This window comes from Maritalea porphyrae (assembly GCF_027213965.1).
GTDB lineage: Bacteria > Pseudomonadota > Alphaproteobacteria > Rhizobiales > Devosiaceae > Maritalea > Maritalea porphyrae_A.
On the sequence record NZ_JAPWGX010000006.1, the window covers coordinates 45,896 to 67,304 of the forward strand.

The 21,409-nt window shown below is 49.9% G+C and carries 15 protein-coding genes, 2 tRNA genes and 2 rRNA genes; 5 read left to right on the plus strand and 14 right to left on the minus strand.

Annotated features, from left to right (window positions below):
- Positions 1-135 precede the first annotated feature (135 nt).
- From O4H47_RS16040 to O4H47_RS16055, 4 genes are all read right to left on the minus strand, one after another.
- Positions 136-2,858, minus strand: a 23S ribosomal RNA gene (locus tag O4H47_RS16040).
- Positions 2,859-3,120: 262 nt separating this feature from the next.
- A tRNA-Ala gene (locus O4H47_RS16045) sits at positions 3,121-3,196 on the minus strand.
- Between the two features lie 46 nt (positions 3,197-3,242).
- Positions 3,243-3,319 (minus strand) — tRNA-Ile (locus tag O4H47_RS16050).
- Between the two features lie 232 nt (positions 3,320-3,551).
- A 16S ribosomal RNA gene (locus O4H47_RS16055) occupies positions 3,552-5,037 on the minus strand.
- The 16S and 23S rRNA genes sit together here with 2 tRNA genes alongside, the layout of an rRNA operon.
- A 122-nt stretch (positions 5,038-5,159) precedes the next feature.
- Here O4H47_RS16055 and O4H47_RS16060 point away from each other — a divergent pair.
- Both O4H47_RS16060 and O4H47_RS16065 read left to right on the plus strand, forming a co-directional pair.
- A complete protein-coding gene (locus O4H47_RS16060) occupies positions 5,160-5,507 on the plus strand; it encodes a hypothetical protein (protein ID WP_269395026.1) in 348 nt (115 codons plus the stop codon).
- 600 nt (positions 5,508-6,107) lie between these two features.
- On the plus strand, positions 6,108-8,048 hold the full coding sequence (locus O4H47_RS16065; RefSeq protein WP_269395027.1) for a M23 family metallopeptidase: 1,941 nt from the start codon (positions 6,108-6,110) through the stop codon (positions 8,046-8,048).
- Positions 8,049-8,075: 27 nt separating this feature from the next.
- Here O4H47_RS16065 and O4H47_RS16070 read toward each other — a convergent pair whose 3' ends face one another.
- The 5 genes from O4H47_RS16070 to O4H47_RS16090 form a co-directional block, all read right to left on the minus strand.
- The gene (locus O4H47_RS16070) at positions 8,076-8,504 is read right to left on the minus strand and encodes a CBS domain-containing protein (protein ID WP_269395028.1); all 429 of its coding nucleotides are present in this window, start codon (positions 8,502-8,504) and stop codon (positions 8,076-8,078) included.
- A 91-nt stretch (positions 8,505-8,595) separates the two neighbouring features.
- The gene (locus O4H47_RS16075) at positions 8,596-9,108 is read right to left on the minus strand and encodes a cupin domain-containing protein (protein ID WP_269395029.1); all 513 of its coding nucleotides are present in this window, start codon (positions 9,106-9,108) and stop codon (positions 8,596-8,598) included.
- Positions 9,108-9,446, minus strand: coding sequence for a VOC family protein (locus O4H47_RS16080; protein WP_269395030.1), 339 nt, complete (start codon positions 9,444-9,446; stop codon positions 9,108-9,110). Before O4H47_RS16080 ends, O4H47_RS16075 begins: the two co-directional genes overlap by 1 nt.
- 1 nt (position 9,447) lies before the next feature.
- The gene (locus O4H47_RS16085; protein ID WP_269395031.1) at positions 9,448-9,861 is read right to left on the minus strand and encodes a DUF6157 family protein; all 414 of its coding nucleotides are present in this window, start codon (positions 9,859-9,861) and stop codon (positions 9,448-9,450) included.
- 818 nt (positions 9,862-10,679) lie between these two features.
- A complete protein-coding gene (locus tag O4H47_RS16090; protein ID WP_269395032.1) occupies positions 10,680-12,557 on the minus strand; it encodes an AAA family ATPase in 1,878 nt (625 codons plus the stop codon).
- A gap of 535 nt (positions 12,558-13,092) precedes the next feature.
- On the opposite strand from O4H47_RS16090, the gene O4H47_RS16095 reads away from it, so the two are divergent.
- A complete protein-coding gene (locus O4H47_RS16095; RefSeq protein ID WP_269395033.1) occupies positions 13,093-13,428 on the plus strand; it encodes a DUF2834 domain-containing protein in 336 nt (111 codons plus the stop codon).
- Here the strand turns inward: O4H47_RS16095 and O4H47_RS16100 are convergent.
- The gene (locus tag O4H47_RS16100; protein ID WP_269395034.1) at positions 13,385-13,609 is read right to left on the minus strand and encodes a hypothetical protein; all 225 of its coding nucleotides are present in this window, start codon (positions 13,607-13,609) and stop codon (positions 13,385-13,387) included. The two genes, O4H47_RS16095 and O4H47_RS16100, sit on opposite strands and share 44 nt — an antisense overlap.
- An 87-nt stretch (positions 13,610-13,696) precedes the next feature.
- Between O4H47_RS16100 and O4H47_RS16105 the strand changes: the two genes are divergently transcribed.
- Positions 13,697-14,338: a DNA alkylation repair protein gene (locus O4H47_RS16105; RefSeq protein ID WP_269395035.1), complete on the plus strand. Its 642-nt coding sequence runs from the start codon at positions 13,697-13,699 to the stop codon at positions 14,336-14,338.
- A 104-nt stretch (positions 14,339-14,442) separates the two neighbouring features.
- Here O4H47_RS16105 and clpB read toward each other — a convergent pair whose 3' ends face one another.
- Complete coding sequence (clpB, locus tag O4H47_RS16110; RefSeq protein WP_269395036.1) at positions 14,443-17,052, minus strand: ATP-dependent chaperone ClpB; 2,610 nt, start codon at positions 17,050-17,052, stop codon at positions 14,443-14,445.
- Between the two features lie 353 nt (positions 17,053-17,405).
- Between clpB and O4H47_RS16115 the strand changes: the two genes are divergently transcribed.
- Positions 17,406-18,383, plus strand: a complete 978-nt coding sequence (locus O4H47_RS16115) for a helix-turn-helix domain-containing protein (protein ID WP_269395037.1) — start codon at positions 17,406-17,408, stop codon at positions 18,381-18,383.
- Positions 18,384-18,466: 83 nt separating this feature from the next.
- Here O4H47_RS16115 and O4H47_RS16120 read toward each other — a convergent pair whose 3' ends face one another.
- From O4H47_RS16120 to prfA, 3 genes are all read right to left on the minus strand, one after another.
- The gene (locus tag O4H47_RS16120; RefSeq protein WP_269395038.1) at positions 18,467-19,150 is read right to left on the minus strand and encodes a DUF4167 domain-containing protein; all 684 of its coding nucleotides are present in this window, start codon (positions 19,148-19,150) and stop codon (positions 18,467-18,469) included.
- A gap of 328 nt (positions 19,151-19,478) precedes the next feature.
- A complete protein-coding gene (prmC, locus tag O4H47_RS16125) occupies positions 19,479-20,336 on the minus strand; it encodes a peptide chain release factor N(5)-glutamine methyltransferase (protein ID WP_269395039.1) in 858 nt (285 codons plus the stop codon).
- On the minus strand, positions 20,323-21,399 hold the full coding sequence (prfA, locus tag O4H47_RS16130) for a peptide chain release factor 1 (RefSeq protein WP_269395040.1): 1,077 nt from the start codon (positions 21,397-21,399) through the stop codon (positions 20,323-20,325). Before prfA ends, prmC begins: the two co-directional genes overlap by 14 nt.
- Positions 21,400-21,409: the final 10 nt, after the last annotated feature.

The window sequence follows — 21,409 nt, forward strand, 5'->3', positions numbered from 1 at the left end:
GTTAAATTTGTTTGGTTCTTTACGAACCATATTCGCTACATTTTTGCAAATGTAATACAGGAACATATTTTCTAGGTTTTGATGCCTAGGATGATGTTGTTGGTATTGGTGTATTACGGGCATTGATTAATGAGAACAATCAAGCCAATCGAGCTATTAGTATCAGTAAGCTTCACACATTGCTGCGCTTCCACACCTGACCTATCAACGTGGTGGTCTCCCACGGCTCTCAAGGGAATGCTAGTTTTGAAGGAGGCTTCCCGCTTAGATGCTTTCAGCGGTTATCCCGTCCAGATATAGCTACCCTGCTATGCGGCTGGCGCCACAACAGGTCCACCAGAGATCTGTTCACCCCGGTCCTCTCGTACTAGGGGCAACTCTTCTCAACATTCCTACACCCACGGCAGATAGGGACCGAACTGTCTCACGACGTTCTAAACCCAGCTCGCGTACCGCTTTAATTGGCGAACAGCCAAACCCTTGGGACCTGCTCCAGCCCCAGGATGCGATGAGCCGACATCGAGGTGCCAAACAATGCCGTCGATATGGACTCTTGGGCATCATCAGCCTGTTATCCCCGGCGTACCTTTTATCCGTTGAGCGATGGCCCTTCCACGCGGGACCACCGGATCACTATGACCGACTTTCGTCTCTGCTCGACTTGTCAGTCTCGCAGTCAGGCGGGCTTATGCCATTGCACTCGACGACCGATTTCCGACCGGTCTGAGCCCACCATCGCGCGCCTCCGTTACTCTTTGGGAGGCGACCGCCCCAGTCAAACTACCCACCACACACTGTCCCGGACGCTGTTACGCCGCGGTTAGACATACATGACGATAAGGGTGGTATCTCACATTTTGGCTCCCTATAAACTGGCGTCTATAGTTCAAAGCCTACCACCTATTCTGCACATGCCGACACGAATGCCAGTGTGAAGCTATAGTAAAGGTGCACGGGGTCTTTCCGTCTAACCGCAGGAACCCCGCATCTTCACGGGGAATTCAATTTCGCTGAGTCTATGCTGGAGACAGTGGGGAAGTCGTTACGCCATTCGTGCAGGTCGGAACTTACCCGACAAGGAATTTCGCTACCTTAGGACCGTTATAGTTACGGCCGCCGTTTACCTGGGCTTCAATTCAAGGCTCTCACCTCTCCTTTTAACCTTCAGGCACCGGGCAGGCGTCAGACCCTATACGTCGTCTTACGACTTCGCAGAGCCCTATGTTTTTAGTAAACAGTCGCCACCCCCTGGTCTGTGCCACCACATGAGAGTTGCCTCCCATATGGTCATGCTTATCCCGAAGTTACGCATGTAATTTGCCGAGTTCCTTCAGCATAGTTCTCTCAAGCGCCTTAGTATTCTCTACCTGTCCACCTGTGTTGGTTTAGAGTACGGTCTTGTTGGTGGAGCTATTTCCTGGAACCTACTCACTGCCAGAACCAATCCGATAAGGACTGACAGATCTATAGATTCGTCACTACCACCAGGTACAGGAATATTAACCTGTTTCCCATCGTCTACGACTTTCGTCCTCGACTTAGGGGCCGACTAACCCTGCGCTGATTAGCATTGCGCAGGAACCCTTGGACTTTCGGCGAGAGTGTCTCTCACACTCTTTATCGCTACTCATGTCAGCATTCGCACTTCTGATACCTCCAGGACCCCTCGCGGGTATCCCTTCGCAGACTTACAGAACGCTCCGCTACCGCTTACAATAAATTGTAAACCCGAAGCTTCGGTGCATGGTTTGAGCCCCGTTACATTTTCGCCGCAAGATCGCTTGACCAGTGAGCTGTTACGCTATCTTTAAAGGATGGCTGCTTCTAAGCCAACCTCCTGGTTGTCTGTGCAATCTCACAAGCTTTCCCACTTAACCATGACTTTGGGACCTTAGCTGTCGGTCAGGGCTGTTTCCCTTTCCACCACGGACCTTAGCACCCGTGGTGTGTCTGCCAGATATTACTTCCAGGTATTCGGAGTTTGGTTAGGTTTGGTAATCCGTTGGGGACCCCTAGCCCATCCAGTGCTCTACCCCCTGGAGTATTCGTCTGACGCTCTACCTAAATAGATTTCGCGGAGAACCAGCTATTTCCAAGTTTGATTGGCCTTTCACCCCTAGCCACAGGTCATCCCGTTCTTTTTCAACAGAAGTGGGTTCGGCCCTTCAGTGCATGTTACTGCACCTTCAGCCTGCCCATGGCTAGATCACTTGGTTTCGGGTCTAATCCAACATACTCAACGCCCTATTCAGACTCGCTTTCGCTGCGCATACACCTAACGGTTTAAGCTTGCATGTTAAATTAAGTCGCTGACCCATTATACAAAAGGTACGCCGTCACCCTTGCGGGCTCCGACTGTTTGTAGGCATCCAGTTTCAGGAACTATTTCACTCCCCTCGTCGGGGTGCTTTTCACCTTTCCCTCACGGTACTTGTTCACTATCGGTCGCACACGAGTACTTAGGCTTGGAGGGTGGTCCCCCCATGTTCAGACAGAATTTCACGTGTTCCGCCTTACTCGAGGACCTATATGCTTTTTACCAGTACGGGGCTATCACCCACTATGGCAGAGCTTTCCAGCTCTTTCCTGTTTTTACATATAGGCCACTGGCCTGGTCCGCGTTCGCTCGCCACTACTAACGGAGTCTCGGTTGATGTCCTTTCCTCCGGGTACTTAGATGTTTCAGTTCCCCGGGTTTGCTTCCCTTGCGGGATACTCCTTACGGAGTGGGTTGCCCCATTCAGAAATCGTCGGATCAAAGCTTATTCGCAGCTCCCCGACGCTTATCGCAGCGTATCACGTCTTTCATCGCCTGTGTGCGCCAAGGCATCCACTAGATGCCCTTAAGACACTTGATTGTTCTCATTATCAATATCCGCAATCCGCCTCGTGCAAGGCATAATGGACCGTCGAATATGATAAGGTTAGATCATATTTAAATTTAACTTCACGAAGATAATTCGTTCTCCCCGGGTGTGGGTCAAACAAACAAACTATCTTTCTCTTTACGATATATAAGATCATGCAAAACCAACTCGCGTCAGTTATGCAAAACTTGTTCTTTCTATTAAGTGACTTAATGTTCAACCGGCGATACCAACATCCAGCATCCAAAATAAATGGTGGAGCCAGACGGGATCGAACCGACGACCTCCTGCTTGCAAAGCAGGCGCTCTCCCAGCTGAGCTATGGCCCCTTATTTAGACCCAACAAACAAGTTGGCGGATCTTAATTAAGGAATATGGTGGGCCTGGGTAGATTTGAACTACCGACCTCACGCTTATCAGGCGTGCGCTCTAACCAACTGAGCTACAGGCCCGAAGCCTATAGTGCTCACGTTTTACCCAACCAATTGGCGGGGATGCCGGGGTAGCAGCCAAAGGCTGCGACGGCGGCACGTAAAACACTATCACGTGATGAACGTCACTTAATGTGAAGAAAGAGAAACGAAGGCGGCGAAATCCCGCTTGTATTTTGCGATCGGTTTTGACTAAACCAATCTTATCCAATGAAAGTCCAATAAAGCCGAAGCTTTGAAGGTCAATCCTTAGAAAGGAGGTGATCCAGCCCCAGGTTCCCCTAGGGCTACCTTGTTACGACTTCACCCCAGTCGCTGACCCTACCGTGGTCGCCTGCCTCAAAAGTTAGCGCAGCGCCTTCGGGTAGAACCAACTCCCATGGTGTGACGGGCGGTGTGTACAAGGCCCGGGAACGTATTCACCGTGGTATGCTGACCCACGATTACTAGCGATTCCAACTTCATGCACCCGAGTTGCAGAGTGCAATCCGAACTGAGACGGTTTTTAGGGATTAGCTCCTCCTCGCGGAGTGGCTGCCCTCTGTCACCGCCATTGTAGCACGTGTGTAGCCCAGCCCGTAAGGGCCATGATGACTTGACGTCGTCCCCACCTTCCTCCGGCTTATCACCGGCAGTCCCCCTAGAGTGCCCAACTAAATGCTGGCAACTAAGGGCGAGGGTTGCGCTCGTTGCGGGACTTAACCCAACATCTCACGACACGAGCTGACGACAGCCGTGCAGCACCTGTATCCTATCCAGCCGAACTGAAGGTCTCCATCTCTGGAGACTGCGATAGGTATGTCAAGAGCTGGTAAGGTTCTTCGCGTTGCTTCGAATTAAACCACATGCTCCACCGCTTGTGCGGGCCCCCGTCAATTCATTTGAGTTTTAATCTTGCGACCGTACTCCCCAGGCGGAGAGCTTAATGCGTTAGCTGCGCCACTGAAAAGTAAACTTCCCAACGGCTAGCTCTCATAGTTTACGGCGTGGACTACCAGGGTATCTAATCCTGTTTGCTCCCCACGCTTTCGTACCTCAGCGTCAGTATCGGGCCAGTGTATCGCCTTCGCCACTGGTGTTCTTCCTAATATCTACGAATTCCACCTCTACACTAGGAGTTCCATACACCTCTCCCGATCTCTAGATTAGCAGTATTAAAGGCAGTTCCGAGGTTGAGCCTCGGGATTTCACCCCTAACTTACTAATCCGCCTACGTACGCTTTACGCCCAGTAAATCCGAACAACGTTAGCCCCCTTCGTATTACCGCGGCTGCTGGCACGAAGTTAGCCGGGGCTTCTTTACTAGGTACCGTCATTATCTTCCCTAGCGAAAGAGCTTTACAACCCTAAGGCCTTCATCACTCACGCGGCATGGCTGGATCAGGCTTGCGCCCATTGTCCAATATTCCCCACTGCTGCCTCCCGTAGGAGTCTGGGCCGTGTCTCAGTCCCAGTGTGGCTGATCATCCTCTCAGACCAGCTATAGATCGTCGCCTTGGTGAGCCGTTACCTCACCAACTAGCTAATCCAACGCGGGCCAATCTAATAGCGATAAATCTTTCCCCCGAAGGGCGTATACGGTATTAGCGATCGTTTCCAATCGTTATTCCGTACTATTAGGTATGTTCCCACGCGTTACTCACCCGTCTGCCGCTCCTCACCGAAGTGAAGCGCTCGACTTGCATGTGTTAAGCCTGCCGCCAACGTTCGTTCTGAGCCATGATCAAACTCTCAAGTTTGATATAGACTTTTGTCGACGCAATGCACGTTTTGACGAGGACACCACTTGTCACTATGCGCTTCGCAGCGCAAAGGTAATTTGGTGTTCTCTAATAGAAACGTACACCCATCGAAGTCTTGTATGATCAATCTTTCGATCAATCCGCAAGGACCTCGCCGTCCACGTTTCTCTTTCTTCTTCTTCACACTGTCAAAGAACAGACCCTCATACCAATGGCATAAACGTCAAAATCATCACCCTAAATCAACAACAACAATCTATCTCACCGGACAAGCCCGGCAACAAAATCGCTGCCCAATTCAGGAAACACTCAATAAAACCAATCAGTCTCATCAGCGCTCCGGGGTTATAAGATCAGCAAACCAACCTGTCAACCACCAATTTCAACAAAAAACAAACTGTTTTTCGATGAAACATTTTCTTAAAACCAAGCGGACAGAGCCAGCTCATTTCCAAGAAAAACATTGATAAACCAAATAACGAGGCTTTACAATGCCCATTTGAAAAATAATTCATATTCTTCAAACAGTTACCTTATTAACAAATTCGAACTTACGTTTGAACACGATAACAAAGGTCTTGATGAATTTTGGTACTTGAAAGTACCCATCCATCTTCAATTGAAAGTCAAAGTTCTATTTATCTTTCAACCAGTTAACTGAGTGTCTACAGCATCTTGCGACGTCGTTTCTCTCAGTGCTGGGGGGTTATAGGGCTGGGCCTTTTCAGAGTCAACAGGTGCTGGGCAGAAAAATGAAGGTTTTTTGACAATCTCTATTGCTCACTTGCCCCCCTTAGCACAGGACCTCAGCAAAGCTGGGGTTTTGGGCCCCAAACCTTGGTCAAATCGATCATAATATAATTGGAAATACCGACGAAGTTTCGCCGCATTTGCCGCCCAATACAGCTTATGGTGGAGGTTTATATCCACGAGTGAGCGCCACACGATCATATGGTGCATTGAATATGGGTCCGAACTCGTGTCATAAATCGCCGGTCCGTTACACCAGAAGCAACTAATTTGGCGATCAAGCGCCAAGAACAGCACGCTAGAAGGCAAGTTACGTTTTGAACGCAGTTAAACGCAAACAAGATCGAGCACTTCTTAAGTCTGCCGGGTTCCGTGACGCTGCAGCATTAAGTGTGAATGTGCTGCGCTCGAAATTGCCCGAAAGCGGTGAGGTTTCTTTAAAATGGCTCAGCGGCACCATTTTAACTGGTTTGACTGGCGCGCTCCTAATGGCGGCGGTGCTTTATGTGTCGTTTGACGGCAAAGGCACATTTTCCACTCCTTATGATGCTCTAGGCATCGAGCCAGCCCCAACACCGACACAGGCTGTTGTGGTGATGAAGACCGATCGTGTCCGGCCTATTGCCGCTAGCCGTTCGGACAAAGAGACGATTGAAGCCTCGATCCGGGAAACTGTGGACGGCGTGGCCAAAATCAAGCGCCAGCCTTTTGAGCGCATCCGCGCCACATTGGCCACATCGGCGACCGCCCTTTCCCAAGACATCCCCGTCTACGATCCCGTGGCTTTATTGAGCCGCAACCAACCGGTGAGTTTGCCAAGTGACACGCGCACCATCAATACAGATATCTATGGGGCTGAAGTGGAAGGCGAAGTTACCGTTGTACAGGCGTCTTTGTCTCTTGTGAATGCGCCCAGGGCTTCAATTACCGATGCGATTGCCGCCGACTTCGTGCGCTCAACAGTGGAAGGCGCCTATACCGGTTTTGATGGTGCTGCCCTTGCTTATGCATCAACAGACGTTGAAAACATCAACCCACTTTCTATTGTGCGGGATGGATTTTCGTCGGTAGCAGAAAACGTCTCTATCGTGCCGCGCACCAATATTGATGGTTCCAATTCCATTTCACGAACTGAACGTGTGTTGACTGTGCGCAAGAATGCACCACTGGCAGATGTCCTGCTTAAAAACGGCTTCACCCAAGGAATGGTCGACAGCATTGAAGGTGCGATCAAGAATGTTTTCCCTTCAACCACGCTGAACAAGGGCCTCAAGCTGCGCATTCTGTTTGGAAGTGAAACCGGTGCTCCGACCCAACTGCCATATCGCATGAGTGTTTATACCAGCGCCGCCCAGCATATCGTCACCGTTGCCCGAACAGATAAGGGACAATATGTATTGGGGCTCGCGCCACCGGCCATCGACTTTCCTGAAAAGGATAGTGAAGAAATCGATGTTGCCAATCTTCCCTCGCTTTATCGCTCGATCTTTGAAACGGGCCGCAAGCATGACATCCCGGATGCAACCATTGAGCGCATAATCGCCATGTTTGCTTATGACTTGGACCTCACCAAAAAAATTAACGCCGGTGATTCTGTCGAATTGTTGTTTTCCGAACCAGACCAGCAAGGACAAAAGGAATTGCTTTATGTTGGCTTAAAACTGGCCAATGTTGAACGGCATATGTATCGGCACCAGTCCGACGACGGCATAGTGGATTATTTTGACGAGAACGGCCAAACCGGCAAGAAGTTCTTGATGCGTCGGCCGCTGCAGGGTGGGGGCAATCTGCGTTCGAATTACGGCTATCGCCGTCATCCGATCTTTAAAACCTATAAGCTGCACACCGGTGTTGATTTATCAGCAAAAACAGGCACACCAATTTATGCTTCCGGCGATGGCGTTGTTAAACGCGCGCAATGGGTTTCAGGCTATGGCCGTTTCGTTTCGCTTAGTCATGCCAATGGCTATGAAACTGCCTACGCGCATATGACCCGCATCGCAGAAGGTATGAAACCAGGCGTTCGCGTTCGACAGGGGCAGGTCATTGGTTATGTTGGCTCCACCGGCTATTCAACCGGCCCTCACCTCCACTTCGAAATCAAAATCAACGGCCGCACGGTTGACCCACTCAAAGTGCGTTTGCCACGCGACAAGGCTTTGCCCAATAAATATCGCCGGAAATTTGAGCAAACGATCGCCCAAATCCAAGAACTCATGGGCCGCGAGGCCAACCCCATAAACGTCGCAGAGCGGTAGAACCCCACCGCTCCCAAACCGTGTTGCCTAAGAGGCTATATATTCGCGCATTGCCGCCGCTTCGCGTTCGGCCTGCTCGATTTTGCGTTTGACCAAATCACCGATGGAAATCATACCAACCAGCTTGCCGCCATCCACAACAGGCATATGCCGGATGCGCTTTTGGCTCATAATGCCCATCAGTTCATCCACTGTGGCTTCCATATCGCAAGTAAATGGATCCGGGGTCATACATTTGCCTACTGCACCCTCAAGTGCAGAGCTCCCCGATTCGCGCAATCGGCGCACGATATCGCGCTCGGAAAGAATACCACAAAGTTCGCCAACATCACCCAGAACCAAAACAACACCAATGTTGTGTTCACCCAGAATATCAACGGCCTTGGCCACCGTATCTGAACGTGTCACTGTGAGAACGTTACTGCCCTTCGCGTGAAGAATATCGCTAACTTTCATTTGCATTTCTCCTTTCGACAAATTGAGTGTGCGTTATTAATGAAAGTTCGGCAAGACGGCAAAATCACACATTTCCAATAATCGGCCCAACCTAGACGTCCGCATCGCCGTCAAAATAGTCCAGCCCCTGCTCAGCCCGACCAACAAAAGCAAAAGCAGATTGCCCATGCCGACGGGTTTTCCCGCTGCCGCTCATCACGGCGAACTTGCCCGTATCTGGATATTCACAAACATCAACATCGGCTTTGGACGATATCGCGAGATAAATCAGCGGCTCGTTTCCCCTATTCCACAATTGATGCGCAAATTCTGCGCCACCAACCGGGGCACCCAACACATCACCTGCCTGCACCTGATGGACAGTGTCGCCAAATCGATATTCTCCGCTACCAGACAGAACAATGAACATCTCATCCTCAGCATGATGCACATGATAAGGACATGCCGTTTTGCCCGGCGGCACAACAGTATAGGCGGCCCCAAGTTTGGTCAGCCCCAGCGCTTTGGCAACCGGCGCATCGTATGATTCATAGGATTTGCCGTGCGAGAACGGTGTGGTCTCTAAGTCTGCCAACCGCACAAAGGCTTTTACGTCATCACCCATTATTCACCCCAAACTGCCATTTCATTGCCACTAGGTTCTTTAAAGTGAAACCGGCGTCCACCGGGAAAGGCAAAAATGGGACGCACGATTTCTCCGCCACCCGCCTCAATTTGGGCAAGTGCTGCTTCCAAATCGTCAGCCTTAAGCACAACAAGCGGCTTGGTTACCGCGTCTTTGGTGCCATCCATTCCCCCGTCAAGACCCGCATTATCAAATGAAAAATACTCCGGCCCATAGTCGGTGAACTTCCACCCGAGCGCCTTTGCAAAAAAGTGTTTGGAGGCAGTCAAATCTGAACCGGGCAGTTCCACATAATCAATTTTTAATAGAGTTGGCATGTCAGTTCCCTTTGCGCTTGTTACGCATTCCTTTGATGTTTTCTATATTGGGATCAGCTACAAATTGCGCATATCGATCACCCTCAACGGGGTAAATCGCTACCCGACCGTTTTTGTCGTGGTGCACGCCCCAGCCAAATGTTTTGACCAAGGGCGAAACCCGCAAACAGGGCTGGCCCTTTGCAAAGAACGCCACTCTTTCTGCCCCCCATTCCTCTTGCGACAACCCACCACGATCCGCATAAATGCCAAAGAGCAATTCATCACTTGTTATTTGATAAGGGGCGTTGATCAATCGCTCATATTGCATGGCGGCAATTGTACCGGCGCGTGTTGGCGAAGTGCCAACCATTGCCGCACTATCAGGCGAAACCTGAATAAACGCATTCTCGTAATTGGTTGTGTGCTTGCTCACTTTTCGCCCCGCCTCTTGTTCTTATTTTGTTCTAGTATTCCCAATCCAACCTGTCAACGATTCAAACAGCTTTAGCGCAACATGGCGCATGCCATTTGCGGGATAAGAGATTGGGAGCACGAGGCGCATATTGGCTCGTTTGAGTAGAGTAAAAAATGAGACAATAAACGCCTCGTGCAACTAAGTTTTTGACGCATATGTTGAAATACCCCGGGGTGCTAAACCCTTCTATCCCCTTTTCGAGCACACCATCAAAACTGTTTTGATCTCTTGCGATCATTTGATGATCACCCGTTAAGGGTGAAGGTGAGAAACAATACCCACCATGCGACTTACAGCTGCCATCGGTGTCAGGCTGGATAAATCAACATAAACGATATGAAGGGCGCCCCCTGTCATATCTTAGCCTCTTCCTTTGGTGATTGGTCTGAGCGCAATATTGGATTTGTTCGCCGTGCCATTTTCACCGCCCGAATGCTCGTCAGCACCCCAAAGGCTTCAAAGAAGATGGGTGTAGTTTAGGCATGGGATTTGTGCGCGGGGATAAGTTTTTTGAATCTTTGGGGGGGGCAAAGAGTAGTGTCTGCTTTGCGGACTTTTTACCGTTTTTAATTTTGACAATTGTCCAGCGAACGACACGCCACTGATGTCGCGAAGTGCCAATAGGAGACACTGAGAGTCATTACAAACTCCAATTCAATTCAGTTCTCTCCAAGCCTTCCAAAACTAGGGTGCGGCTAGATCGATACTGTAGCGGATCTTGGTCTAATATTGACTTGGCCGTTTCTTATCTTAAGTTCGGGATTAGATAGCAAATCTTAATTCACTATTGGTTCAATTACTGCCGCCCATCCCTCATCCCGTAACGCCTGTGAGGAGGTCTGTAGTTTGACTTTAATATCCGCTGTGCTGCCGCCTAACAAGGCATGAAGTTTTTCACGGACTCGCATTTCAAGACCTTTTCCATGACAAACTTCGAAAGGGAACGGGTCGTTGCCGTTTGCCGGTCGAAAGCTGCTCGCTGCCGGACAATTCTGAGGCATTCCAGCTTCACCCCACTTATTCACCTTACCCCGCATCCGTTGGGTGTAGAGTCGGTCAGCGATAACAAGACGCGCCCGATCTAGAGCGCTCACAAAATCATCTCGTTTTTCCGAAATTGCGTCGTCTATGCATTGTTGAAGGTCATTCTCATCACTGTCGGGAAACTTGTTTTGAAGATGTTCAATGGAAGCGAATTTGTGTTCGATATCGTTAAGCTCAGTGAACACTTCCACGATATCAGAAGCACCTTCTTCATTTAGCCAACTTTCGAACAAAAGTTGTTCGAAGAGCAATTCTTCAGGGGTTCGGAAATCACGATCCCGATGAATGATTACACAAGTTTCGGGCCTCAGGTCTCGAAGTAACACAGCCAACTGCCGCGCTCCTTGTAAATTGCCACAGCCATTGTATGACAGAATGGCAAAGCTATCACCGGCACCATTTGCCTCTGCATATATTTTTACCAAGTCCGCATTACGATCTTCAGTAAGTATTATGGCTGTTTTTTCCGGTGCAAACGCGTCAGCTCCGATTCCCATGGCCCCTAAACTCATCATTAGGGGTACTGCAGGTAAGTTATTGTCATCTAGTTCGACTTTTGCGCCATCTTCCAACCAGACCACTTGTATCTCCGTTTGCCTATTCATCTTCTGAATGAGTTGAGGGGAATGACTGGTTAGGAGAATACGAATATTGAGCCGCTCTGAAAGCCCTTGTAGAGCTATCAACAACTTAGTCTGGCTGTCGGCATGAAGGTGAGCATCTGGTTCATCAAGCAACAGTAGCGGCGGCTCAAAGAAACAAGAGTATGCAAGGATTTGTATCACTTGCAACATCCCAGTAGACGCAAGGTCCAAAGGCATTTCTTGATTTTGATAATTTACAACTATTTCGATGAATTGATCAGTATCAGCATCGTGCGATATGGAAATTCGAGCGCCATTGTAAACCTCATCTAGTAGCGAACAAAATCGTTTCCATTTACTGTCAAGTAGCATTGCAATTGGCGCAGTGTTCCAGTCTAAAGAGTCCCAAATTTGACTATTCTCATCTGTCCTGCCGGTTTCATCTTGGAACAGATGGTACAACAGACTGCGCAAGTATGTATTTGCATCTCCCTGCATAACGCTTGAAGCTAATGCTCCGCGAGTTTTCAATTCTTCTCTGGTCGAAACGCCAGACAGTCCTGGGGTAAAAACTGACGCGTTATTTTCTGGATTAGCCAATTCAACAGCAAAGTCATCGTCTCCACTTCGACGTAATGAAATGTTTGCATTCCTGCCTCGACGGACCTGCAATGTTAAAGTCTTATCAATTCTTTGTCCTTCGATCTGCATCAGTCCGTCCAGTGTCACATTGAACCCTGCACTTTCGGTAGCCGGTCGCTCTCTGCGTAAATCTACAATTTTGTGAGTTGGCCGAAATGAAACCTCCTCATCAGATATTGATCCAACAATTATCGCTTTGCTTCTTGGACGGGGCCGATATGCTGCTTGTAACAACGATATTGCAAGTTGAACGGCTTGCAACACACTGCTTTTTCCACTTGTGTTGCTTCCAACTAGTGCTGTGATCTTTCCTAGTTCAAGCGAGAGACTTTCGATCCGCTTAAAATTTTCAATAGAAATCTTATTAATCTCAAAAAACGACATTAGTAACCCTTAATTATAGCAATCACTTTCATTTTTAAGAGGTACTTCGTATTTTGAGCAAGCAAAACTTTCAGTAATTAGGGCATTGCCTTAGCACTGTCTCATCGAACGCTGATTTTCGACTGCAGTTTGAAATGGCGAACAACCCTCAGTTCCACCCATACTGAAACTACCCAACGAGCGGATTGGGCTATTTCTTTCCGAGCGCAGCGGATCTGGAAAGCGCGGTGCAATCCCTTTGCGCGAACATCATGCCGTGGCGCAAGCTAGACCCCGGATCAAGTCCGGGGCGGTACGGGGGAAAAGCGCACCGACATCCGCACCGTCCCGCACTTGATGCAGGACCAAAAGGATCAAAGACAGCATCCCCCATGGGGCATTCCCGGCCTTGAGCCGGGATCAAAGACGCTTGTTCTAATACAGATTTTGGCACCCACCAGCTGCGCACAAAGCCTATACCCATCCCATTCCCTAGGACGGAATTGATTCTATACCAAGCGGTCGCTTAGGTTTGGCGCAACTAAGGAGTATCAACATGACCCAAACCCGCCTCTACGCCCTGCTCGCCGTTGTTGGGCTGATATTGCCTTGGTCGCAATATGTGCCATTCATCCAAAATGAGGGTTTAAACCTGCCGCTGTTCATCAGCCATGTTGTCGCCAACGGCCCAACCATCGGCTTCACGTTGGATATCGTTTGGGCAACATTTGTGTTTTGGATTTGGAGTTTTTCCGATTCACGAAAGCACAATGTGCCGCACTGGTGGGCGGCGTTCTTGGCAGGTCTGTGTTTGGGGTTATCCGTGGCGCTGCCACTTTATTTGGCGGTTAGGGCCGCTCAGTTTTCCGCGCGCGGCGCAGCCAACGCGTAAACGCAATGATCGCCCAAATGCCCTCGGCAATAAGAAATGGAATTGAGCCAATCAACCAAGCGTAAAATGCTGCCATGGCGCAGCCCAAAGCAAACAGCAAAACGAAAAGCGGATGCCGGTCCTCCAACGCATAGGATCCAACCATAATGATCACGGCAATCAGCCCTAAATATTCAACCATATTGTCTCCTAAAGGCAATTCCAGATGGCTTGCAACTCTTAATAGACCTGCGCATTATTGCAAAACAATCGAAGTTGGGGGAGCATGATGGCACTGTCGAGCGCAGCGCAAGAGGTTTACGATAGAATCGATAGGCAAAACCCAAGAATGGGTGAGGTCAAAAAACTTGCGACCGCGATCAAGCAGGACCATTCGCTGGCGCTTGAGTTATGGTCCACGGGCGAGTTTGGCCCACGCCTTGTCGCAACACTCATTCTGAATAAATCAGAACTTTCAAAAGAATCGATTGAACAACTTGCAGCAGACATTGCAAACCATCCACCAAGCGAGCGCGACAAGCTTTCTGAATGGTTGATGGCCCATCAATTGATGAAGTCCAAACGCACAACAGCCTTGCTGGAAAGCTGGGAACATCATGCTTCGCCGGTACTCAGGCGCTTGTTTTGGTACCATCAAGGGCGTTTAAGATGGACGGGCAAAGTGCCGCCCAACAACACCCAGCAACTTCTCACCTCGCTCGAAAATAATCTCGGCAAGGAAGACCCCCAAGTGCAGTGGGCCATGAATTTCACCGCCGGACAAATCGGCATTCATGACCCTCAATATCGCGACCAATGCATTGGGTTGGGTGAACGATTGGGGCTGTATAAAGGTGATCATACCTCACCTGGTTGTACGCCAAATTATTTGCCCGAGTTTATTCGGATTGAAGTTGGTAAGCTGAAATAACCATCACGCAAAACCAACATATGCCCGGCATCATTTGATACCGAGCATATGCTGATCGTTGATTTTGGCGACACATCATTGCGACGCCAGTGCAGTTTGAAGGATTATTGAGCCGCTTCTTGAACAGAAGCGTCAGGGTCAATCACCAAACCCGTTTCAGTTGCGCTAACGTGCACAGTTTGCCCGTCGGCAATCTCGCCAGCCAAAATCTTCTCGGCCAACTCATCTTGCAATACCCGCTGGATCACCCGTTTCAGAGGTCGTGCGCCATAAGCGGGGTCATACCCCTCATTAGCAATCCAATCGCGGGCCGCATCGTCAAGTTCAAGCGTAATATCGCGCTCAACCAATAGCTTGCGCAAATAGCCCAATTGAATATCCACAATGGCGCCCATATCTGAGCGGGCCAAACGGTGGAACAGCAAGATCTCATCAACCCGGTTCAAGAATTCAGGGCGGAAGCTTGCCCGCACAGCGTCAAGCACTTTACCGCGCACCAATTCAACCGACTCGCCTTCTTTTTGTTCAACCAAATATTCAGCACCAAGGTTTGATGTCATGATGATCAGCGTATTGCGGAAATCAACCGTGCGGCCATGTCCGTCGGTCAACCGACCATCGTCCAATACCTGCAACAAAACGTTGAACACATCCGGGTGGGCTTTTTCGATCTCGTCAAACAAGATCACCTGATAAGGCCGACGGCGAACCGCTTCGGTCAACACGCCCCCTTCATCATACCCAACATACCCCGGAGGCGCGCCGATTAAGCGGGCCACGGAGTGTTTTTCCATGAACTCAGACATATCCAAGCGCACCATTGCGGTGTCATCATCAAACAAAAATTGCGCCAATGCTTTGGTCAGTTCGGTTTTACCCACACCAGTTGGCCCAAGGAAAATGAAGGAGCCCATGGGCCGGTTCGGATCTTGCAGCCCAGCCCGTGAACGACGCACGGCTTTTGAAACAGCGGTCACCGCTTCAGATTGACCAACAACACGTTTGGCCAAATCATCTTCCATGCGCAACAGCTTGTCGCGTTCGCCCTCAAGCATTTTATCAACCGGCACGCCGGTCCAACGCGACACCACTTGAGCCACGTGCTGAGGGGTCACCACCTCTTCCACCATGCTGGTGGTTTCAGCGCTGCCCGATTCGTCCTCAGCCGCTGCAATTTTACGCTCAAGTTCGGGAATTAGCCCATAAGCCAATTCACCCGCTTTGGCCAAATCGCCTTGTCGCTGCGCATTCTCCAAATCCGTCCGAGCATGATCGAGCTGTTCTTTAAGCTTTTGCCCCGCACCCAAACGGTCTTTTTCTGCAACCCACCTTTGGTTAAGCGCATCTGCTTGTTCTTCCAGATCACTCAATTCAGTTTCAAGCTTGTCCAAACGAGACTTAGACGCATCATCCGTTTCTTTTTTCAGCGCTTCGCGTTCAATTTTTAATTGAATGATTCGGCGGTCCAACTCGTCCAATTCTTCAGGCTTGCTGTCCACTTGCATGCGCAACCGGGCTGATGCTTCGTCCATCAAATCAATGGCTTTGTCCGGCAAAAACCGATCTGTGATGTAGCGATTAGACAAAGTAGCGGCTGAAACCAAAGAGCCGTCAGAAATCCGCACCCCGTGGTGCAACTCATATTTCTCTTTTAGTCCGCGCAAAATCGAAATTGTATCTTCAACAGTTGGCTCAGAAACAAACACAGGCTGAAACCGACGGGCCAAAGCGGCGTCTTTTTCCACGTGTTTTTGATATTCGTCGAGGGTTGTTGCACCCACGCAGTGCAATTCACCCCGCGCCAACGCTGGCTTTAACAGGTTTGATGCATCCATCGCCCCATCCGATTTGCCGGCACCCACCAATGTGTGCATTTCGTCGATGAACAGAATGATATTGCCGTCCGCAGACGTCACTTCGTTCAAAACCGCTTTGAGGCGTTCTTCAAACTCCCCACGATATTTCGCACCAGCAATCAGCGACCCCATATCAAGCGAAAGCAATGACTTACCCTTGATTGATTCGGGCACGTCTCCATTGACGATTCGCAGTGCCAAACCTTCGGCAATCGCAGTTTTACCCACGCCCGGCTCACCAATCAGCACCGGATTGTTTTTCGTCCGACGTGACAGAACTTGGATAGCCCGGCGAATCTCTTCGTCTCGACCAATCACTGGGTCCAATTTACCTTCGCGAGCGGCTTCGGTGAGATCGCGCGCATATTTTTTCAATGCATCATAGCTTTCTTCTGCGCTCTGACTGTCAGCGGTGCGCCCTTTGCGCAACTCGTTGATGGCATCATTCAACCCATTGGCCGTAACGCCCGCAGATTTAAGCAATTTGCCCGCATCACTGTCTTTTTCGATCACCAAGGCGAGCAACAAACGCTCAACGGTGACAAAAGAATCACCGGCCTTGTCTGCAGCTTTTTCAGCTGTTTCAAAAACCCGCGCCATTTCGCGGCTCATGTAAAGCTGACCACCGCCCCCAGAAACAGAAGCGATTTTGTTCAAACCCGCAGCCACACTGGCGCGCAGGGCTTTTGAATTGCCACCGGCGCGATCAACAAGACCAGAGGCCATGCCCTGATCATCGTCCAAAAGGACTTTCAATAGGTGGATGGGGGAAAACTGTTGGTGCCCAGCAGAAAGAGCACCAGTTTGCGCTGACTGAACGAATCCACGCGCACGTTCGGTATATTTTTCAATATTCACGTTTCAACTCTCCATTTTCGGCCCGCTTTACCTGCCCACATATTGGCACAGATCATTGCGTCTCGAAGTGTTGTATCGCTTTTAGCTCTTTCCCACATTGAGCGGAATCAAAACCAAAGCGTGATTTAAAACGAACGCCTGACACTCAGCACGTCCTTCGCCAACTGATATGGGCAATCTTTGAGCAAGAAAAAGGGGATCGGGCAATTTTTTTGCAAGAAAATGAATCATTGGGGTCACGAAAACGGCAGCAACGTCAAAGTTTGTCGCCTAACCCCATTGGCGAGTTTTATAATCTACGTTAAAATTTCGCCAAACCATGAACTTTAAAAAAACAAAGCATGCACCTCATAATGACCAAAAACGCACAGTCACCTCCCCCCAAACAGGTGGTTATCCTTGCCTATGATCAGCTCTGCACATTTGAATTTGGACTAAGTGTTGAAATTTTTGCCACCCCGCGACCTGAAATAGAGAACTGGTACACCTGCAAAACCATCGCAGTGGAGGAAGGCCCTTTGCAGGCCGCCGGCGGATTGGTGGTGCAATGCGATTCTCACATTAAAGATATTGGCACAGCCGACCTGATCATTATCCCCGGCTGGCCAACAAACAAGAAACCAAGCGATGAACTGCTGGTGCAAATGCTGACCGCCCACCATAGGGGCGCAACCTTTATGGCCATTTGTTCGGGCGCGTTTTTGCTGGCCGAACTGGGGTTAACACAAGATAAAACCATAACCACCCACTGGCGATATATCGAGGCGCTCAAGGCGCGAGCGCCAACTGCTCTGGTGGAAGAGAACGTGCTCTATTGCACGGACAATAAGATCCTAAGCTCTGCAGGGTCTGCTGCGGGCATCGATTTGGCCCTGCATGTCATCCGGCAAGATTTTGGAACGAATGTTGCGAACATTATCGCCCAACGTTTAGTTTTGCCCGCCCATCGTGAGGGGGGCCAAAGGCAATTTGTGCCACGCCCGGTGGCTCAACCTTCCAAAGGGCCATTGGCACAATTGCTCGACCATGTACGCACAACCCTTGATCTCAATTGGTCCATCAAATCCATGGCCGCCCATGCTGTCATGTCAGAGCGAACTTTGATTCGGCGTTTTGCACAAACAACGGGGCAAAGCCCAGCCCAATGGCTGACCACCGAGCGGATCTATTTTGCCCGCGAATTGCTCGAAAAGGCCGACCTGTCAATCGAGCACATTGCCGCCCGAAGTGGTTTTAAAACGCCCGAAACCTTGCGCCACCATTTTAGGAACAAGTTGAAAATTTCACCCAGTGACTATCGCCGGCAATTCAACGCAGGCACCGCCGCCTAGTTTTTGCGATTATAAACCTGACCACAGTTGAACTGGGGGTATAGAATCAAAAAAAGGGCCACTATTCAGTTGACCCTTTTTAATTATTCAGCCGCTTCTTTTGCCGGGCTGTCGTCGCCTTTGGCTTTAGGCGTCTTTTTTACTGCAGGCGGCGCTTTTTCTTCTTTCACCGCTTCAACTGCAGGCTCAACCTTTTTGGGTTCCGGCTCTGCCAAATTCATCGAAGGCTGTGGCGCTTCTGCAAGTTCGGCATTTTCAACCGGTTTACGACGTGGCCGACGCGCACGCGGTGCACGACGTGGCCGTGGCGTTTCTTCTTCACCGCCGCTTGGCTTTTCGTCGCTCGAGCTGGCTTCAACCTGCGCATCAGCTTCTTTTACAACTGCAGGTTCCACAGGCGTGTTTTCAGCTTTTGAAGCTTGGTTGTCTGCACGATTCTCTTCAGGTGCAGTTTCACCACGTTCAGCCTGTGCACGATCGCGCTCTTCTTGACGCGCTTGTGTATGGGCTTGAGCAGCAGAAATGATCCGGAAATAATGCTCAGCGTGCTGGTAGTAGTTTTCAGAGTTCACACTGTCGCCAGATGCGTGAGCGTCCCGTGCCAACTGCACGTACTTCTCAGCAATCGTTGCTGGGTTGCCGCGCACCTTAACATCTGGGCCGTTACTTTCGTAACTACGTGACAACGGATTGACATGTTTGCGACCGCCACCACCGCCGCCGTTTCCACGGCCACGTGAGCGATTATTTTTTTGTCCAGGTCTCATAGATGTCTCATGCGATGGCTACAAATAATTCTTATCTCATTGGGCAACGCACATGGCTCACATTTGATAAAATGTAATTGCAATCCAAATCCGGCCCAAGCGCTTCACTTAAGAAGTCTGCTCGTTGTCTATGCAAAGATGGATGCTGCTATATGCCTGCTGTCCGGCGTGCGCGCGATCTATCAATCAAAAATTCGTTTCAATTGTAGATTCGCGATTGGATGACCTGCACCCAATAATTTAACACGCAAATGGAACCTATATGGTTCGTCTAAATTTTCCAAGAAAAAAATTATTCTTCGATTAATGCCTGATTTACAAGCCAATTTTAACGCTGAGCCAATAGCGCCCGGTCATGTCCTGATAGGTCAGACAGTTTGGCAATTTCATCAAAACCATTATCTGACAGGAGTTTGGAGACCACATCAGCCTGCCGATAGCCAATTTCAAGAATCAACCACCCATCACCCGCCAAATATTCATTTGCCCGATCAATAATCGACTTATAGGCCGCAAGTCCGCCTTCATCAGCAAAAAGCGCCAATTGTGGATCAAAGCCCAATGCTTCAGCGTTCATCTGGTTACGCTCATCAAGGCCGATATAGGGTGGGTTTGAAATGATCAGATCAAACTTTTGCGCCTCGACCGGTTCAAACCAACTGCCCTGCAACAAGGTCAAACGATCTTCGACCCCGTGTCGAATGGCGTTTTCGCGGGCGCAATCCAACGCCCCCTTAGAAATATCAACGGCGGTGCCGATAGCGTCCGGAAACTCCAGCAATATGGTTATGGCAATTGCGCCGGACCCGGTGCCCAAATCCAACAAGCGCCCGTCACTTGGAAAGCGCTCGAGCGCAATATCAACGATCAATTCGGTTTCAGGACGCGGCACCAGCGTGTCTTTATTGAGCAAAAAGTTATGCCCAAAGAATTCCTTTTCGCCCAAAATGCGCGCTACAGGCTCGCCTTTTAAACGTCTTTCCCCCATGCCATCAAATGCGGCTGACACATCGGCAGGTATTTCATTCTGATCGGCGCTGATCAATTGGGCCGCATCCATTTTTGCCGCAAACAGCAGCAAATAGCGAGCGTCTAGCCCCGCGGTCGTTAAGCCCGCAGCTTGAAATTTCTTGCGCCAAAAAAGCAAACGCTGTGCATAACTGACCACTGAGTTATACGTCTTCATCCAAAGCGGCCAATTGGGCGGCTTGATTCTCGGTAATCAGTGCGTCAATTACCTCATCCAGCCCCTCGCCCGCAATCAGCTTATCCAACTTATATAGCGTGAGGTTGATCCGGTGGTCTGTCATTCGACCTTGCGGGAAATTATACGTGCGAATGCGTTCAGATCTGTCCCCGGACCCCACTTGGTCCCGACGTGCATCGGCCCGTTCGCTATCCCGTTTTTCGCGTTGTTCTTCATAAAGCCGTGCCCGCAAAACCTTCATCGCATTGGCCCGGTTTTGGTGTTGAGACTTTTCAGACGAAAGCACAACGATACCCGTTGGAATGTGCGTAATGCGGACCGCGCTGTCGGTGGTGTTCACATGCTGACCACCAGCGCCCGAAGCCCGCATTGTATCAATACGAATGTCTTCGTTGCGAATTTCAATATCGATGTCTTCAACCTCGGGCAAAACCGCAACGGTTGCCGCAGAGGTATGAATACGCCCGCTTGATTCGGTATCAGGTACCCGCTGCACGCGGTGCACACCGGATTCAAATTTCATCCGCGCGTAAACGCCATTGCCTTTTATAGAGGCAACAATCTCCTTGTAGCCGCCCATATCCCCATCAGCTTGATCCATGATGGTCATTTTCCACCCTGAAAGCTCCGCGTGGCGTTGATACATGCGAAACAGATCACCCGCAAAAAGCGCGGCCTCATCACCGCCCGTACCCGCGCGCACTTCCAAAATAGCGCTTTTGTCGTCTGCGTCGTCTTTTGGCAGCAGCAACAAACGAATGTCTTGGGTGAATTGCTCGACTTTCTCCTTAAGCTCTTCGCGCTCCATTTCGGCCAACTCAGCAAGTTCTTTATCGCCCGATGCGATAATTTCCTCAGCTTCTTCAAGGCCCAATTTGGCAGCGTTAAACTCGCGGATTTTTTCCACGACAGTTTGAAGTTCAGAATGTTCTTTAGACAGCTTTACAATGGTCTCTGCATCAGGGCCTTGCGACATCTGATCTTCAATCGCTTGGTAGCGGCTAACCATTGCATCCAACTTTTCGGTCGGTAATTTCGCCATAAATAGGCAC

Coding starts and splice junctions, on each gene's coding strand:
- O4H47_RS16060 (WP_269395026.1), top strand. CDS start 5,160: ATGATCAATCTTTCGATCAATCCGCAAGGACCTCGCCGTCCACGTTTC.
- O4H47_RS16070 (WP_269395028.1), bottom strand. CDS start 8,504: ATGAAAGTTAGCGATATTCTTCACGCGAAGGGCAGTAACGTTCTCACA.
- O4H47_RS16075 (WP_269395029.1), bottom strand. CDS start 9,108: ATGGGTGATGACGTAAAAGCCTTTGTGCGGTTGGCAGACTTAGAGACC.
- O4H47_RS16080 (WP_269395030.1), bottom strand. CDS start 9,446: ATGCCAACTCTATTAAAAATTGATTATGTGGAACTGCCCGGTTCAGAT.
- O4H47_RS16090 (WP_269395032.1), bottom strand. CDS start 12,557: ATGTCGTTTTTTGAGATTAATAAGATTTCTATTGAAAATTTTAAGCGG.
- O4H47_RS16095 (WP_269395033.1), top strand. CDS start 13,093: ATGACCCAAACCCGCCTCTACGCCCTGCTCGCCGTTGTTGGGCTGATA.
- O4H47_RS16100 (WP_269395034.1), bottom strand. CDS start 13,609: ATGGTTGAATATTTAGGGCTGATTGCCGTGATCATTATGGTTGGATCC.
- O4H47_RS16105 (WP_269395035.1), top strand. CDS start 13,697: ATGGCACTGTCGAGCGCAGCGCAAGAGGTTTACGATAGAATCGATAGG.
- O4H47_RS16115 (WP_269395037.1), top strand. CDS start 17,406: ATGACCAAAAACGCACAGTCACCTCCCCCCAAACAGGTGGTTATCCTT.
- O4H47_RS16120 (WP_269395038.1), bottom strand. CDS start 19,150: ATGAGACCTGGACAAAAAAATAATCGCTCACGTGGCCGTGGAAACGGC.
- prmC (WP_269395039.1), bottom strand. CDS start 20,336: ATGAAGACGTATAACTCAGTGGTCAGTTATGCACAGCGTTTGCTTTTT.
- prfA (WP_269395040.1), bottom strand. CDS start 21,399: ATGGCGAAATTACCGACCGAAAAGTTGGATGCAATGGTTAGCCGCTAC.